Genomic DNA, 16116 nt, shown 5'->3' with positions numbered 1-16116 from the left:
TATAGCGCTGCGACCCGGCATTGTGCGGTGCGGCAGAAGACAGAGGCACAGCTTCCCCATGTCATCCGAGAGTGCGATCACCGCGGCGGAAACGCCGGCGGCAAACGGCAATGGTGAGGCGCATTCAACCGCCACCTTCAAGGCCCTGATGCTCGGCAGCATCGGTGTCGTCTATGGCGACATCGGCACCAGCCCGCTTTACGCCTTGCGCGAGGCCGTCGTTGCCGCCGCCGGCGGCGAGGGCGCGGTGACGGCGCATGCGGTGCTCGGCGTGCTCTCGCTGATCCTCTGGGCTTTGATCGTCGTCGTCACGCTGAAATACGTCGTGATCCTGCTGCGCGCGGACAACAATGGCGAGGGCGGCACACTGGCGCTGATGGCGCTGGCGCAGCGCGCGGCGACCAAGGGCGGCGCCGCGATCGTGCTGCTCGGCATCATCAGCGGCGCGCTGTTCTATGGCGACGCCGTCATCACGCCGGCGCTCTCGGTGCTGTCGGCAATCGAGGGCATCAAGCTCGTCACCTCGACATTCGATCCCTATGTCGTGCCGCTCACGGTGGTGATCCTTGTCGTCCTGTTCGCGGTGCAGTCGCGCGGCACCGCGCGCGTCGCGGCCTTCTTCGGCCCGGTGATGTGCGTATGGTTCGCCCTGATCGCGGTCGCGGCGCTGCCGCAGATCGCGCGGCATCCCGAAGTGCTATTCGCGCTCAATCCGATCCTCGCGGTGTCGTTCATGCTGCATCACGGCGTGATCGGCTTCATCACGCTCGGTGCGGTCTTCCTCGCGGTGACCGGCGCCGAGGCGCTCTATGCCGACCTCGGCCATTTCGGCAAACGCCCTATCCAGACCGCGTGGCTGTTCATCGTGCTGCCGTCGCTGGCGCTGAACTATCTGGGGCAGGGCGCGCTCCTGATCGGCAATCCCAAGGGCATCGAGAACCCGTTCTTCCTGATGTTCCCGGACTGGGCGCTGATCCCGATGGTAGCGCTGGCGACCATGGCGACCGTGATCGCGAGCCAGGCCGTCATCACCGGTGCGTATTCGCTGACGCGGCAGGCGATCCAGCTCGGCCTGTTGCCGCGGTTCGAGATCCGCCACACCTCGGAAGCGCATTCCGGGCAGATCTACATGCCGCGCATCAACCGCTTCCTGTTCATCGCGGTCATCGTGCTGGTGCTGATGTTCCGTTCGTCGAGCGCACTGGCCTCGGCTTACGGCATCTCGGTGACCGGCACCATGGTGGTGACGGCGATGATGGGCTTTGTCGTGATCTGGAAGGTCTGGCGCTGGTCGCCGATCGCGGCCGCCGCGCTGGTCGCGCCCTTCCTGTTCCTCGACATCACCTTCCTGGCCGCCAACCTGCTCAAGGTGTTCGAGGGCGGCTGGGTGCCACTCGCGCTTGGCGGCGCCATGATCGTGGTGATGTACACTTGGCGGCGCGGCAGCCGGCTGTTGTTCGAGAAGTCGCGCAAGCTGGAATTCCCGCTCGCCGATCTCGTCGCGATGCTGGAGAAGCGGCCGCCGCAACGGGTCTCCGGCACCGCGGTGTTCCTGACCAGCGATCCCGTCAGCGCGCCGACCGCGCTGATGCATAGCCTCAAGCACTACAAGGTGCTGCACGAGAAGAACGTCATCCTGACCATCGAGACCGCGCCGACGCCGCGCATCGATCCGTCCGAGCGGGTGCGGATGGAGCAGCTGAGTGAGACCTTCTCCAAGGTGACGCTGAAGTTCGGCTTCATGGAACAGCCGAACGTGCCGAAGACGCTGGCGATCGCCCGCAAGCTCGGCTGGCAGTTCGACATCATGTCGACCTCGTTCTTCCTGTCCCGCCGTGCGCTGAAGCCGGCGGCGCATTCGGGCATGCCGAGTTGGCAGGACCATCTGTTCATCGCGCTGAGCCGCTCGTCGAACGATGCCACCGACTATTTCCAGATCCCGACCGGGCGGGTGGTCGAGGTCGGCACGCAGGTCACGATCTAGGACTACGATCCGGCGATTCCGCGTGGCATCTAACCCGTTTCGGACGCTTGATTTTCTCCGCGCAAGAGGCGACTTTGCGGCCCGGAACGGTGAGCCGCGCGATGCTCGCCAAAGATCATGTCGGGAGGATATTTCCGTGGCGGACCACAAGGTGGAAGATTTGTTTCCGGACGAGGTGTCGAAGGGCATAGCGGAAGGCCGCTATCTCCTGGTCGACGTCCGTGAGCCGAACGAGGTCGCCGTCGAGGCCTATCCCGATGGCGTTGTGGTGCCACTGTCGACGTTCGACCCGGCGGCGATTCCGGATCCGCAGGGCAAGCAGGTGGTGTTCGCCTGCCGCTCCGGTAAGCGCTCGGTGACGGCCTCGCTGGCCGCCCAAGCCGCGGGCCTGCCCTATGACAAGCATCTGGCGGGCGGCATCATCGGCTGGAAGGCGGCGGGACTGCCGACCAAGACCGGCGGCTGATCCCTGACATGACCTCCATGAACAAGGTCTTCGCGGACCTTCCTGTCACTATCTTCGAGGCGATGTCGCAGGCCGCGCGCGACAACAACGCCATCAATCTCGGCCAGGGCTTTCCCGACGATCCCGGTCCGGAGGACATCCGCCGCGCCGCCGCGGACGCCTCGATCAACGGCTATAATCAATATCCGTCGATGATGGGCATCCCGGAACTCCGTCAGGCGATCGCATCGCATTACGGCCACTGGCACGGACTCAAGCTCGATCCGATGACCGAGGTGATGGTCACCTCGGGCGGCACCGAGGCGCTGACCGCCTCGATCCTCTCCGTGGTCGAGCCCGGTGACGAGGTGGTGTGCTTCCAGCCGGTCTATGATTCCTATCTGCCGATCATCCGCCAGGCTGGCGGCATTCCGCGGCTGCTGCGGCTCGAACCGCCGGAGTGGCGGCTGAGCGAGGAGATGCTGCGCAGCGTCTTCAACCACAAGACCAAGGCGGTGCTGTTCAACAATCCGCTCAATCCGGCGGCGGTGGTCTATCCGCGCGAGGACCTCGAACTGCTGGCGCGGTTCTGCCAGGAATTCGACGCGGTCGCGATCTGCGACGAGGTCTGGGAACACGTGGTGTTCGACGGCCGCGAGCACATCCCGCTGATCACGATCCCGGGCATGCGCGACCGCACCATCAAGGTCGGCAGCGCCGGCAAGATCTTCTCGCTGACCGGATGGAAGATCGGCTTCGTCTGCGCCGCGCCGCCGCTGCTGCGCGTCGCTGCGAAGGTGCACCAGTTCCTCACCTTCACGACGGCGCCCAATTTGCAAGCGGCGGTGGCATTTGGCCTCGGCAAGCCCGACGACTATTTCCTCGACATGCGCAAGGACATGGCGCGGAGCCGTGACCGCCTGACCAAGGGGTTGGAGAGCATCGGCTTTCCGGTGCTGAAGTCGCAGGGGACCTACTTCCTCACCGTGGACCTGTCGCCGCTCGGGCTCAACGAGACCGATGCGGAGTTTTGCTGGCGGATCGTGCAGGACTACAAGGTTGCGGCGATCCCGGTGTCGGCGTTCTACGAGCAGGATGCGGTGACGTCGGTCGTGCGTTTTTGTTTCGCCAAGAAGGACTCGACACTCGACGCCGCGCTGGAGCGGTTGTCGGATGCCGTTCACCACCGCAAGAGGTAGGCCAGAATGCGAGAGCAGAATCGTCGTCTCGTCAGCTTCGTCGGCGCGGTCGCGACGGTCCTGCTGCTCTCGGCGTCCGCTGACGCCGAGGAGCGCACGGTCAACTTCTACAACTGGTCGAACTACATGGCGCCAGGAGTCCTCGAGGACTTCACCAAGGAAACCGGCATCAAGGTGGTCTACGATACGTTCGACGCCAACGAGACGCTGGAGACGCGGCTGCTCGCCGGCAAGTCGGGCTATGACGTCGTGGTGCCGACCGGCTACTTCCTGCAGCGCCAGATCACCGCGAAGGTGTTCCTCAAGCTCGACAAGTCGAAGCTGCCGAACCTCGCCAATGCATGGCCCGTGGTGACGAGCCAACTTGCGACTTACGATCCCGGCAATAGCTACGGCGCCAACTACATGTGGGGCACCACCGGCATCGGCTACAACGTCAAGATCGCGCAGAAGATACTCGGTCCGGACGCGAAGATCGACAGCTGGGACATGGTGTTCAAGCCGGAGAACCTCGCGAAATTCAAGGATTGCGGCATCCACATGCTGGATTCCGCCGACGACATCCTGCCGGCGGCGCTGAGCTATCTCGGCCTCGATCCGAACTCGACCAAGCAGGCCGACCTCGAGAAGGCCGCCGATCTCGTCATCAAGATCCGGCCCTATGTGCGCAAATTCCACTCGTCCGAATATCTCAGCGCGCTGGCCTCGGGTGAGATCTGCTTCGTGGTCGGATGGTCGGGCGACATCATGCAGGCGCGCAGCCGGGCGGCGGAAGCCAACACCGGCGTCGAGATCGGTTACACGATCCCGAAGGAGGGTGCGCAGATGTTCTTCGACAATCTCGCGATCCCCGCGGATGCGAAGAACGTCGCTGAGGCCTATGAGCTGATCAACTACCTGTACCGTCCCGAGATCGCGGCGAAGAACTCGAACTTCCTGTCCTACGCCAACGGCAATCTGGCGAGCCAGAAGCTGATCGATCCGAAGATCTTCAACGACAAGAACATCTATCCCGATGAGGCGATGCAGAAGAAGCTGTTCGTGATCACGGCGCGCGATCCCGCGACGCAGCGGATCATCAATCGCCTGTGGACGAGAGTGAAGACCGGGAAATGACATACTCGTCGCAGTAGCGTGCCGTTATTGCGAGGTGCGTCAGCGACGAAGCAATCCATGGCTCCGCAAGTGGCGAGATGGATTGCTTCGCTTCGCTCGCAATGACGAATGACAGTCTCCGTCTACCGCCAGCGCCGGTGCAGCCAGAGCCATTGATCGGGATACTCACGGACCCAGCCCTCGACGACGTCGGTGATCGCCTGCATGGTGCCCTGGATATCGATCTGGCCGGATGCGTCGAACACCGGCTTGACTTCCTCGGTGACCTCACCGCGGAAGCGGCCGTCGGGCAGGCGGATGATCCGCGTGCCGTGGATGGGGCAATCGATCTGCCGGCGCAGGCGCGCCAGCAGCGGATTTGCGGTGGTCTTGCGGCCGAAGAAGGTGACGGGAACGCCGTTGGTCAAATACTGATCGACCAGCATCGCGACGTGCTGGCCGTTCTTCAGCGCCTGCGCCAGCTTGAGCGGCGCGTCACGGCCGGCCGGCACCAGCGTGCCCAGATTGACCGCGCGGATGCGTTCGATGGCGCGGTCGGCGGCTTCGATGTTCGGCCGGCGAAACAGGATGGTGGCGTCGAGCCCATGCGCTGCGGCGGCAATTGGAGAGAGCTCCCAGTTGCCGAGATGTGCGGCGAAGAACAGTGCCGGCTTGCCGTCGTCACGCAACTGATCGAACAGCTGCTTGCTGCGCGCCGAGAATTCGACGCGACCCGGCTTGTCGGGATTCTGGGGATCGTGGTCCCAGATGCGGTCGATGTGCGCGAATTCAGCGCCGATGCGTCCGAGGTTGTGCCAGACGCCCGTCAGGATCTCCTCGATCTCCTCCGGTGACTTTTCCGGGAAGGCGGCCTTGAGGTTCTCGCGGCCGATGCGATCCTCGCGCAGCCGGCGGCCGATGAAATGCGCGGCGCGGCCGAAGAATCTTGCGGTCTTCTCGGGATCGAAGTAGCGCGTCGTACGCAGCAGGCCGATCGTCAGCCCGCCGATCGCCGCGTCGGTCACGGGCTTCGCGGCGTCACGCAGGTGCGCCCTGGTGCGAAGGAGCAGGCGTTTCATCTGATGAGGCGAGGGCGCTAGGCCGGCTCGCGCGTCAGGATCAGTGAGGCGTTCTGCCCGCCGAACCCGAACGAGTTCGACATCACGGCGGTCACCTTGGCATCGCGCGCCTTGTTGCCGACCACGTCGAACGGGATCGCGGGATCGGGCACCTCGTAGTTGATCGTCGGTGGAATCCGCTGATGCTCGAGCGTGAGCAGCGAGAAGATCGCCTCGACCGCACCGGCGGCCGAGATGGTGTGGCCGACCATCGACTTGTTCGACGACACCGGAATGTTTTTGGTGTGTTCGCCAAACACGGCCGACGTCGCAAGATACTCCATCTTGTCGTTTTCCGGCGTCGAGGTGCCGTGCGCGTTGATGTGATCGATTTGCTCGGGCTCCATTCCGGCATCGGCGAGCGTCTTGCGCACGCAGCCGATCGCCGGCTTGCCGTCCGGGCTCGAGCGGGTGCGGTGGAAGGAATCGGTGAGCTCGCCGCAGCCGGCAACGACGCCGAGGATGCGCGCGCCGCGCGCCATCGCGGCGTCGTAGCTCTCGAGCACCAGCGCACCGGCGCCCTCGGCCATCACGAAGCCGTCGCGGTTCTTCGAGAACGGTTTCGAAGCGGCCTGCGGCGGGTCGTTCTGGGTGGAGAGAGCCGACAGCAGCGAGAAGCGCACCATGGCTTCGGGATTGACCGAGCCGTCGGTCGCGATGCACAGCGTTGCATCGGTTTCGCCGCGGCGGATCGCCTCGACGCCGAGCTGGATCGCGGTCGCGCCGGAGGCGCAAGCCGTCGACAGCGAAATCGGCGACCCTTTGGTGCCGAAGGTCTCGGCGAGGTTGAGCGCGACGGAGCCGAAGGTGAAGCGCCGGTGAAAGTGCGCGAACTTCCCGCCGCTACAGGTCGCAAGGTATTCAATGATTCCAAAGTCCTTGGTCGGAACCTCGCGCGCGACTTCGAGCCGCTGCGGCCACTCGGTCTCGATCGGGGCGACTGCCAGAAACAGCGGGCCGGGAAAGTCGCCCTTGCTGCCGATGCCGGCTTGCTCGAGCGCTTCTTCGGTCGCGATCTCCGCCAGACGCTGCGACAGGCTGGTGGAGGAGAACGGGTCGACGGTGACGAAATCGACGGCGCCGGCCATCGTCGTCTTCATACTGTCGAGCGGGAAGCGTGTCACGGTCTTGATGCCGGACTCACCCGCGGTGAGGCGCTTCCAATTGTCGGTCTTGCCGCCGCCGAGCGACGTCACGATTCCCATGCCGGTCACGACAACGATCGGTCGGCCGAATTTATCGCGTGGTGCTGTCATGGTGTCCCCGTCGGTGCTTGCGCCGGACTTAAAGTGCGATGAGCTTCATCGCACCCTAGTTGTTTGTTCGAGCATGATGTTCGGAAACAATTGTCCGGATCATGCTCTAACTGACGGCCTCGACCAGTGCCATGCCTTCGCCCTGCCAGTGGCCGACCCCCAACACCACAATCTGGGTTGGCGCTTCGGTCTTTTCAACCTCCAGCCCGGTCGGGTCGTTGGCCGGATAGAGCGCGCCGCGCGAGATCGACAACGCGGCCAGCGCGAGCCCAAGCGGGAATTGCGCCTCCATAGTGTGGCCGAAGGTCGTTCCGGTGGCGCGGACGGCAAAGTCGGCATGCTGGCTGAGGAATGCGCGCTCTTCGGCGGTCGCAGGCTCGGCGCCGGTCGCGCCCGTGATCAGGATACCGTTGTCGCCGCTGACACCGAGCTGCGGCCACAACGCCTGCAGCGATTTCGTCACGGCGCCCGGCTCCTTGCGTCGGGCAAGGTCGGCGACAACCTTGGTCAGCTTGGCGTACGGCTTTGCGCCGCGGGCCTCGGCATGTTCGCGCGATTCCATCACGAGGAAGGCGCCGGCGGAGCCGATGGCAAAGCCCGGGTTGTTCCTGCGGGCCCAGACCGAGCTATGCTGGTCCTTGAGGGCGAGATCGCCGAATGCATAGAGCATCAAGAGGTCGCCGCGATCGCCGTTATGAGCGGCGCCGACCAAGGCGATGTCACTCTGGCCGGCTCCAATGCGCGCGACCGCGATCCGTGCCGCGTCGATGCTTGAGGCTTCCTCGCCCATGAAGGTGCGCGAGGTCCCGCACACGCCGTGAACGATCGCGATGTTGCCGGCGAGCAGGTTGGAGAGCTGCGCCAGGAACAGCGTCGGGCGCAGCTCGTTCATCAGCTTCTCGTTGAGGAGGGCTGGCGGCAGCTTGCCCTGTGCGTCGGCGTTCATGATCGCGAGGTCGACAGTGAGGTCACGCTCGCCGCCACCGGCTGCGATGATCATGTCCATCCGCGACAGGATTTCCTGATTGCCTTTGACGCCGGCGGAATCGAGCGCCAGCCCGGCGGCATAGGTGCCGATCCGCTGCCAGGTTTCCATCTGACGCTGATCGCCCTTCTTCGGGATCTGGGCGTCGAAGCTGACGGGAGCGATCGGATGGATCACGTATGGCGCGAGACGCTTCTCGTCGGCATTGACGCGCCGGGCGCCGAGCGCCTCCCAATGCGCATCCAGTCCCTCGCCAAGCGAGGAGAGCAGGCCTACGCCGGTGATCCAGACTTCCTTCTCAGCCATTACTCAGTGCCTGCTGCGGAAACCCGATCTTGGCGGCCATCGCATCCATGTGCACGCGCAAGTCCGGGCTGGGGAAGGGGATGTGACGGAAGGTCAGCTCGGCATTGCACTTGAGCTCCTTGCCGACGCGAACCTTCGCCGAGGTCACGGCGAAGCCTGAACCTTCGTGCTCGATCTTGGCCTCGATGGTCAGGACCGAGCCGGGGCTGACGAAGCCGCGCATCTTGGCTTCCTTGACCATGGCAAGGAAGGGCATCCGCTCGAACTTGGTCAGACCAAGGATCAGCCAGCCCGAGCTCTGGGCCATTGCTTCGGTCAGCAGCACGCCGGGCATGATCGGATAGCCCGGGAAGTGCCCCGCGAACACCGAATGGCTGTCGGGCGGGACATCCGCCTCGACGACAATGGTCCTTGCGTCGAGGTTGAGGTCGACGATCCGATCAATCAGCTGAAAGATCTCGAGCTGCATGATGGGCGATTACGAGCCCGAGCCCGTGCCCGCGTTCTTGGCTGCAACCAGCTCGTCGATGCGGTCGGCGAGATTCTTCAACACGAAATACTGCTCGGTCGTGGCCTTGCCGTCGTTGACCTCCTGGGTCCACTTTTCGAGCGGCATCTTGATCCCGAAGGCCTTGTCGATGGCAAACGCGATGTCGAGGAAGTCGAGGCTGTCGATCCCCAGATCGTCGATCGCGTGGCTCTCCGGCTTGATCGTGTCGCGCGGGATGTCGCAGGTCTCCGCGATAATGTTGGCGATCTGCTCGAATGTGGAGGACATCATTAAGCCTTTGATATATTGAAGGTAATTCCGGGTCGGCTCAGAGGAGGCGGGCGCGTTGCCCCGGAATGCCCGATTGCTGGTGCCGGAGTCGTGTGCCCGTATATCGGAGCAGGGCCGTTAGTTCAATGGAGCTTGGCCGGCCTCGCAAGGACGGTTTTTGGGCAGGGTTCCGGCCAGCCTAGCTGCGCGGCATCACCGTAATCTTCGCGCAATCCCGGCGGCCCATCAGCACGCAATCCTGGGTCTTGCGCAAATCGGCGATGCTCATGGCAAGCCAGATGCCGATCGCGGTGAGCGCCACCGTGAAGGCGAAGGCGGCGATGTTGGCGAGCATGCGCTGGCGGAAATCGTCCGGCTCCTCGCGCGGCTTCTCATAGCGAGAGAGATCGCTGGCAACGGAAGCCGGGCGCGTCGTTCGGTGCGGCTCCTCGCGCTTGCCGGGCGGCTGCGCCGAGGTACGCGGCCGGAATTTGAGCACCACGTGCTCGGCATCCGAGGAGATTGGCCGCTGCGTCTTCACTGTTGTCAGTCCGGTCGCGTCGCCGATTATGTTTAGCATGTTCGCTGCACTTCACACCTAAAATCTTGGTGCGCGCAGAGGTGGTATTCATGCGTCGATCACCTCCAGGAACTGGCTTGCCGTCGAGGCGGCTGCTGCGGCGCGCGGGATGCTCGGCGATGACCATGTCGACATATTCGTTCGACCTTCGCGCATGCACAGTTTGCGCTGCAACGCCGTCACGGAGGTTGAGGCTGCGCGCCCGGGCATTGACAGCCCGGGCATTGACAGCCCGGGCATTGACAGCCCGGGAGCATCGACAGCCGAGGCCGGACCATCCGGCCATCGGCCCCCACCGCTTCGTGAAGCCATTCCGGCGCACCGGACTCTTTCACCCGCCTGCGGGCTCATGACATAGTGGAACCCGTTCCGGAGTGCCGGTCAAAAGGGAGCATAAATCATGGCCCACACGCGCGAGCCTTACGTCAAACCGGTCCCGATCCTGTCGCTGCGGCCGACCCAGATGACGGTCGGCATGCAGGAGGTGACGGAGAAGCGGAAGCGCTGGCGCGAGCACAAGTCGGACAAGAAGCGCGCCGAACTGCTGGGCAAGCACATGATCCCGGTCGTCCATGGTCCCGACGATCGCTACTACGTGGTCGATCACCATCACATGGCGCGGGCGCTGCACGACGAGGGCGTCAAGGACATCCTGGTCACGGTGATCGGCGATCTCACGATGGTCGAGCGTGACGTGTTCTGGGGCGTGATGGACAACAAGCGCTGGGTCTATCCCTACGATTCCAAGGGCGAGCGCCGCCACTTCAAAGACATTCCGAAATCGATCAAGGACCTCAGGGACGATCCGTTCCGCAGCCTCGCCGGCGAGATGCGCCGGGCGGGCGGCTTTGCCAAGGACACGACGCCATTCAGCGAATTCCTGTGGGCCGATTTCCTGCGCCGCCACATCCCGCGCAAGACGGTGGAGAATAATTTCGCCAAGGCGCTGGAGAAGGGACTGGCGCTCGGCCGCAGCAAGGACGCGGTCTATTTGCCCGGCTGGTGCGGGCCGGCATCTGACGACTGATCTGCCGCCTCCGCCGGCCCGTGCTGATCCTCCCTGCCGCCGAGCGCGTAGTGCAGCCACCGCTCGGTCCGCTTGCCGAAGGTCAACAGCAGGAACGCCAGCGCGACGGCGGTGACGACGATCGGCCAATGTCCGGCGCCGCAGACGATGCCGACGCAAGCGGCGAAGAAAGCGCATGCGGCGCTGGTCAGTCCGCGGACCTGGAAGCGGTCGCCCTGCCGCACGATCACGCCGGCGCCGAGAAATCCGATGCCGGTCAGCACGCCCTGGATCACGCGGCTCACCGCGTCGGTGAACTTGCCGGGCTCGACGGCCTGCAATGCCAGCAGCACGACCATGGCTGTCGAGAGGCTGACGAGACCCAGCGTCTTCAGGCCGATCGGCTTGCCGCGCAGGTCACGGTCGAGCCCGATCGCGCAGCCGGCAAGGGTGGCCGCGCCGAGACGCAGGACGATCTCGCTCCAGTCCGCCAAGGCGTCCTCTATTTCGGCTGCCGGCCGAGCATGTAGAACTCGCCGTTCGGCCGCATGCCGGTGACGTTGGCGAGCCGGTTCGACAGCGCGAAGAATGCCGCAACCGCGGCGATGTCCCAGACGTCGTCGTCGCTGAAGCCGTGGGCGGCAAGCGCGGCGAAGTCCGCCTCCGAGACTTCCTCGGCGGCGCGGCTCACCTTCATGGCGAAGTCGAGCATCGCGCGCTGCCGCGGCGTGATGTCGGCCTTGCGGTAGTTGACCGCGATCTGGTCGGCGATCTCGGGATTCTTGGCGCGGATGCGCAGGATCGCGCCGTGGGCGATCACACAATACTGGCACTGGTTGGCGGCGCTGGTCGCCACCACGATCATCTCGCGCTCGGCCTTCGAGAGGCCGGAGTCCTTTTCCATCAGCGCGTCGTGATAGGCGAAGAAGGCGCGAAACTCGTCGGGGCGATAGGCCAAGGTGAGGAAGACGTTCGGCACGAAGCCGGATTTCTCCTGCACCGCCAGGATGCGGGCGCGGATGTCCTCGGGGAGCTTGTCGAGAGCGGGCGTCGGGAAGCGTTTTACGGTCGGCTGCGTCATGAGATGGTTCCGGCGTGCCGCCTGGATGCGGCGTCACGCGAGACCATAGTGGATGACGCCTTGGGCGCAAGGCGCATCGGCGCCTTGGCGGAATTCGGCTAACGCAGCGGCCTCTTCAGCAGCGAGAAGCGGTCCGGATCGAGGCCGAGCGAGGGCTGCAGCATCGGCGCCTCGGCCGGCGCCATGCTGCGCGCCGGCGCCGCAGAGTTGAAGTTGGCGTCGCTGCTCGGGCTATCGCGATGCGAGGTGGCGCCGCGCCAGCGCTCCAGCACGGCGCTGACGAAATGCATGTCATGGCCGGCGGTGACCGACGGTACCGTGGCGATGGTGGCCTCGCCGCGCGGCAGCTGGTGCGGCGGCACCTCCTTGAAGCGCAGCCGGGTCGGCAGCGCCACGCCTTCGCCGAACGCCAGCACCTCGCGGGTGCCGAGCGAGGGCACGAAGGACAGCAGGTTGGCGGCGGCGTCCGAGACGGCGGAGCGCAGCAGCGCCTGGTCGCGGTCGTTGGCGAGGCGCATCGTGAACAGCGTGTTGCACTGAGAGATGATGGTCGCGTCGAGCTCGGCCGGACGCTGGGTGATCAGGCCGAGATAGACGCCGTATTTGCGGCCTTCCTTGGCGATGCGCGACACCGCCTTGCGGGTCGGCCCGAAGCCGATATTGCGGTCGGCCGAGGCGTAGCGGTGCGCTTCCTCGCAGACGAACAGCATCGGCGAGACGCCGTCGCTCCACAGCCCGAAATCGAACGCCATGCGGCACAGCACCGACACCACGGAGTCGACGACTTCGGCGGGGAAGCCGGCGAGCTGCATGATCGTCATCGGCTTGCCGTTGGCGGGCAGGCGGAACAGATGGCTGATCACCTCGGCCATGGTATCGCCGCCGACATTGGCATTGTCGAACATGAAGGCGTAGCGCGGATCGTTGCGCACCGCGTCGATGCGCGAGATCAGCTTGTGATAGATGATGCGCGAGGAGCGGTTCTCCAGCTTGCCCATGCGCTCGTCGATCAGCGAGATCAGGTCGACCAGACGATAGGGCACCGGCGTATCGACGGTGTAGCCGACCTGCTTGGGGTCAATGCGCTTCAGCCCGAGACCGACCCGGTCGGAGTTCTGGTACTGGGTGTAGATGCCCTTCGCCATCGGGATCACTTCGGCGAGAATGTCGAGCTCCTCGGGCACGCCGGGCCGGCCGCCGAACAGCACGTCGACGATCTCTTCGAAGTTGAACAGCCAGAACGGCAGCTTCAGGTTCCGCGGGTTGAGCACCTGCGCGCGCTCGCCGAAGCAGCGGCCGTATTCGTTGTGCACGTCGAGCAGGAAGATGCGCAGGTTCGGCCGCGACTTCAGGATCTCGTTGAGCAGCAGCGACACGCCGGTCGACTTGCCGACGCCGGTCGAGCCGAGCACCGCGAAGTGCTTGGACAGCATCTCCTCGACGTCGACATAGGCGATGACAGAACGATCCTGCTGCAGCGTGCCGACATTGATCTGGTCCGAGCCGCTCGGCGCATAGACCGTGCGCAGCTCCTGGTTCGTGATCAGATCGGTGCTGTCGCCGATGGTCGGATAGTGGGTGACACCGCGCTGGAATTTCGGGCGGTCGCCGCCCAGGATCTCGCCCAGCAGGTCGACCGAGGCGGTCGCCATGTATTCGTCGGACGCCGGCAGGTTCTCGCACGTCACTTCGGTGATCATGGCGACGATGACCGAGCTCGCGCAGCGGATACTGACGAACCGGCCGACGGTCGCTCGCATCTCTGAAAGTTGCATCTGGCCGCCCGCCAGCAGCCCAACCCGGGCCTGCGAGCCGCGCACAGAGATCACACGTCCGAAGGGTGTCACAGTTCCAGCCTGGCTCGTTCTCAAAATCTAAATGTCCGGACCAATATGCCCGCCCGGGATTGGAAAAACCGTTAAATCGCCGGGGTTCCGCATCGGCTAAATCTACACCTTCCCGGTGACGATTTGTTTCTGTCGTACCGGGAGATTATGCGCTGTCGCGCGCATCGGCGGTGGAATCGTCGCTTTCCGGCACAGCCGCGTTTGTTTCCCGGTTTTTCCGTTAAGGCGGGATTCACCATCTCTGAGGAGTGCATCGGCAGCTCCGTAGGTTTACGGGGCAATGGGCGCGATTTGTCATACGCTGTCGCCCGGTATCGCGTAACCGATTGCTAACTGCGAGTTGTAACGACCTTTCCATTTGTGCTGCGTAACGATGCCGCGCCCTGGGAGAGATCAGCGTGCGCATCGAACACCGCAATTCATCGTCAGGAAATGCCGATGCTGGCTCGACCAAGGGGCTGGCGTTCTGTGCCGGCCTGTTGGTCGGCAGCCTGCTCGGAAGCGCGACCGCGCAATGGAGTGAGCGCGAAGGCCTGCTGATGGCGGCATTCGCGATCATGGCCGTGATCGTCTTCCTGTTGCTCAAGCGGCACGAAATCTCCGACGAGCGGCTCGCCACCGAACGTCGCAATCTCATGACCGCCGTGAACAACATTCCGCAGGGCCTCGTGCTCTACGATGCATCGGCGCGCATCATCATCTGCAACCGCCCCTACATCGAGATGTTCGGGCTTTCGCCCGACGTCGCCAAGCCCGGCTGCACGATGCACCGGCTGATTGCGCATAGACAGGAGACGGGCTCGTTCGACGGCGATGTCGACGACTTCTGCGACGCCATCATCGGCAACGTGAAGCTTGGCCGCGCCACGCGTCAGCTGACGCAGGCGCCGGGCGGGCGCGCGATCGAGATCGTCAACAAGCCGCTGCCGGAAGGCGGCTGGGTGGCGACCATCCAGGATGTCACCGAGCGTGCGCGCACCGAGAACAAGATCGCCCACATGGCGCACTATGATGCGCTGACCGACCTGCCGAACCGCGTGCTGTTCCGCGAACGCCTGGAGCGGGCGCTGAAGGCGATCCGGCCGGATCAGCAGCTCGCGGTCATGTATATCGACATCGACGAGTTCAAGGCCGTCAACGACGCGCTCGGCCATCAGATCGGCGACGAATTGCTCAGGGCGATCGCCGACCGCCTGCGCGGCTGCGTTGGGGACACCGACGTCGCGGCGCGGCTCGGCGGCGACGAGTTTGCCGTGATCCAGACCGCCGTCCGCGATCAGACCGAGACCATGCAGCTCCTCGCTGCGATCTATCAGGCGATCCGCCGGCCGATCGACTGCAGCGGGCATCTGATCACCACCGATGCCAGCATCGGCATCGCCGTTGCGCCCGCCGACGGCCTCGACATCGATCAATTGCTGCGCAATGCCGACCTCGCGCTCTACGGAGCCAAGAGCGACGGCCGCCGCACCTACCGGTTCTTCGAGACCGGCATGGATGCACGCGCCAAGGCGCGGCGCAGCCTCGAGCTCGAGCTGCGCCAGGCGATCGCCGACGGCAGCTTCGAGCTGCACTATCAGCCGCTGCTCCATCTCGAGGAGGGCCAGGTCAGTTGCTGCGAGGCGCTGGTGCGCTGGCGTCATCCCGAACGCGGCACCATCTCGCCGGCGGATTTCATCCCGATCGCCGAGGACACCGGCCTGATCAACGATCTCGGTCACTGGGTACTCAACACCGCGTGCCGCGAGGCGATGAACTGGCCGGAGCATGTTCATGTCGCGGTCAACGTGTCTCCGATCCAGTTCAAGAGCCAGACGCTGGCACTCAACGTCGCCGCCGCGCTCGCCGCGACAGGTCTGGCACCTTCGCGGCTCGAGCTCGAGATCACCGAGGCGGTGCTGATCCGCGACGACGAGGCTGCGCTCGATATCCTGCATCAGCTGCGCGAACTCGGCGTCCGTATCGCGCTCGACGATTTCGGCACCGGCTATTCCTCGCTGAGCTATCTGCAGCGCTTCCCCTTCGACAAGATCAAGATCGATCGCGCCTTCATCAAGGATCTCGCCGGGACCGGCGCGTCGTCCACGATCGTCCAGGCCGTCGTCAACATCGCCGCTGCCAGCGACATGACCACGACCGCGGAGGGCGTCGAGACCGAGCAGCAGCGCAACCTGCTGCGCATCCTCGGCTGCACCGAGATGCAGGGCTATCTGTTCAGCCGGCCGGTGTCATCGGCTGAAATCCGCAAGCTCCTGTCGTCGGATCACGAGAAGGCTGTCTCGGTCGCCTGACGCCTGCCTTGACCGCTTTCACGAGGTGATTCCGGCCACGGAATGCCCTGCGAGCGCAATTGCCGTCGCCAGTAATTTGTTGACGGGACCTAATCATTTGTACACTAGTACAAATCGGCGCGCCGCTCACCTGTCCAACCGCAAGTCGTCGATCCGGCGTCGT

Annotated in this window: 14 protein-coding genes and 1 pseudogene; 6 read left to right on the top strand and 9 right to left on the bottom strand. The window is 64.5% G+C overall.

Annotation, left to right across the window (positions count from 1 at the left end):
* The first annotated feature begins 58 nt into the window (after positions 1-58).
* The 4 genes from ACVIYL_RS36670 (at position 59) to ACVIYL_RS36655 (ending at position 4744) form a co-directional block, all read left to right on the top strand.
* Positions 59-1984 (top strand): potassium transporter Kup, encoded by a 1926-nt coding sequence (locus tag ACVIYL_RS36670; protein WP_456780871.1) that lies wholly within the window; start codon positions 59-61, stop codon positions 1982-1984.
* A 136-nt stretch (positions 1985-2120) separates the two neighbouring features.
* Entirely contained in the window at positions 2121-2450 is a 330-nt protein-coding gene (locus ACVIYL_RS36665) for a rhodanese-like domain-containing protein (protein ID WP_016848419.1), read from the top strand.
* Between the two features lie 8 nt (positions 2451-2458).
* On the top strand, positions 2459-3628 hold the full coding sequence (locus ACVIYL_RS36660) for an aminotransferase (RefSeq protein WP_253609156.1): 1170 nt from the start codon (positions 2459-2461) through the stop codon (positions 3626-3628).
* Positions 3629-3634: 6 nt separating this feature from the next.
* A complete protein-coding gene (locus tag ACVIYL_RS36655; RefSeq protein WP_253609155.1) occupies positions 3635-4744 on the top strand; it encodes a polyamine ABC transporter substrate-binding protein in 1110 nt (369 codons plus the stop codon).
* Between the two features lie 122 nt (positions 4745-4866).
* Here the strand turns inward: ACVIYL_RS36655 and ACVIYL_RS36650 are convergent, their stop codons facing one another.
* From ACVIYL_RS36650 to ACVIYL_RS36625, 6 genes are all read right to left on the bottom strand, one after another.
* Positions 4867-5802, bottom strand: a complete 936-nt coding sequence (locus ACVIYL_RS36650) for a lipid A biosynthesis lauroyl acyltransferase (protein WP_057019707.1) — start codon at positions 5800-5802, stop codon at positions 4867-4869.
* A gap of 17 nt (positions 5803-5819) precedes the next feature.
* Entirely contained in the window at positions 5820-7097 is a 1278-nt protein-coding gene (locus ACVIYL_RS36645) for a beta-ketoacyl-ACP synthase (RefSeq protein ID WP_253609154.1), read from the bottom strand.
* 106 nt (positions 7098-7203) lie between these two features.
* Entirely contained in the window at positions 7204-8388 is a 1185-nt protein-coding gene (locus ACVIYL_RS36640) for a beta-ketoacyl-ACP synthase (RefSeq protein ID WP_141340565.1), read from the bottom strand.
* Positions 8381-8857, bottom strand: a complete 477-nt coding sequence (locus tag ACVIYL_RS36635) for a 3-hydroxyacyl-ACP dehydratase FabZ family protein (RefSeq protein WP_141340566.1) — start codon at positions 8855-8857, stop codon at positions 8381-8383. Before ACVIYL_RS36635 ends, ACVIYL_RS36640 begins: the two co-directional genes overlap by 8 nt.
* Before the next feature lie 9 nt (positions 8858-8866).
* A complete protein-coding gene (locus ACVIYL_RS36630) occupies positions 8867-9166 on the bottom strand; it encodes an acyl carrier protein (protein ID WP_028334296.1) in 300 nt (99 codons plus the stop codon).
* A 181-nt stretch (positions 9167-9347) separates the two neighbouring features.
* Positions 9348-9689, bottom strand: a complete 342-nt coding sequence (locus tag ACVIYL_RS36625; protein WP_253610036.1) for a hypothetical protein — start codon at positions 9687-9689, stop codon at positions 9348-9350.
* A 439-nt stretch (positions 9690-10128) separates the two neighbouring features.
* Between ACVIYL_RS36625 and ACVIYL_RS36620 the strand changes: the two genes are divergently transcribed.
* The gene (locus tag ACVIYL_RS36620) at positions 10129-10755 is read left to right on the top strand and encodes a ParB-like protein (protein ID WP_057019711.1); all 627 of its coding nucleotides are present in this window, start codon (positions 10129-10131) and stop codon (positions 10753-10755) included.
* On the opposite strand, the gene ACVIYL_RS36615 is transcribed toward ACVIYL_RS36620, so the two are convergent.
* The 3 genes from ACVIYL_RS36615 to ACVIYL_RS36605 all read right to left on the bottom strand — a co-directional run bounded on the left by ACVIYL_RS36615 (position 10716) and on the right by ACVIYL_RS36605 (position 13662).
* Positions 10716-11228: an MgtC/SapB family protein gene (locus ACVIYL_RS36615; protein WP_310880421.1), complete on the bottom strand. Its 513-nt coding sequence runs from the start codon at positions 11226-11228 to the stop codon at positions 10716-10718. The two genes, ACVIYL_RS36620 and ACVIYL_RS36615, sit on opposite strands and share 40 nt — an antisense overlap.
* 8 nt (positions 11229-11236) lie before the next feature.
* Positions 11237-11815, bottom strand: a complete 579-nt coding sequence (locus tag ACVIYL_RS36610; protein ID WP_310880422.1) for a peroxidase-related enzyme — start codon at positions 11813-11815, stop codon at positions 11237-11239.
* 98 nt (positions 11816-11913) lie between these two features.
* Positions 11914-13662 (bottom strand): ATP-binding protein, encoded by a 1749-nt coding sequence (locus ACVIYL_RS36605; protein WP_253609153.1) that lies wholly within the window; start codon positions 13660-13662, stop codon positions 11914-11916.
* 500 nt (positions 13663-14162) lie between these two features.
* Between ACVIYL_RS36605 and ACVIYL_RS36600 the strand changes: the two are divergent.
* Positions 14163-15953: pseudogene (locus ACVIYL_RS36600) on the top strand (putative bifunctional diguanylate cyclase/phosphodiesterase); the annotation flags it as partial.
* Positions 15954-16116: the final 163 nt, after the last annotated feature.

The sequence above is a fragment of the Bradyrhizobium sp. USDA 3315 genome (genome assembly GCF_054056795.1).
Note: the sequence above shows the minus strand (reverse complement) of the source record. Positions and strands in the feature narration are given on the sequence as shown.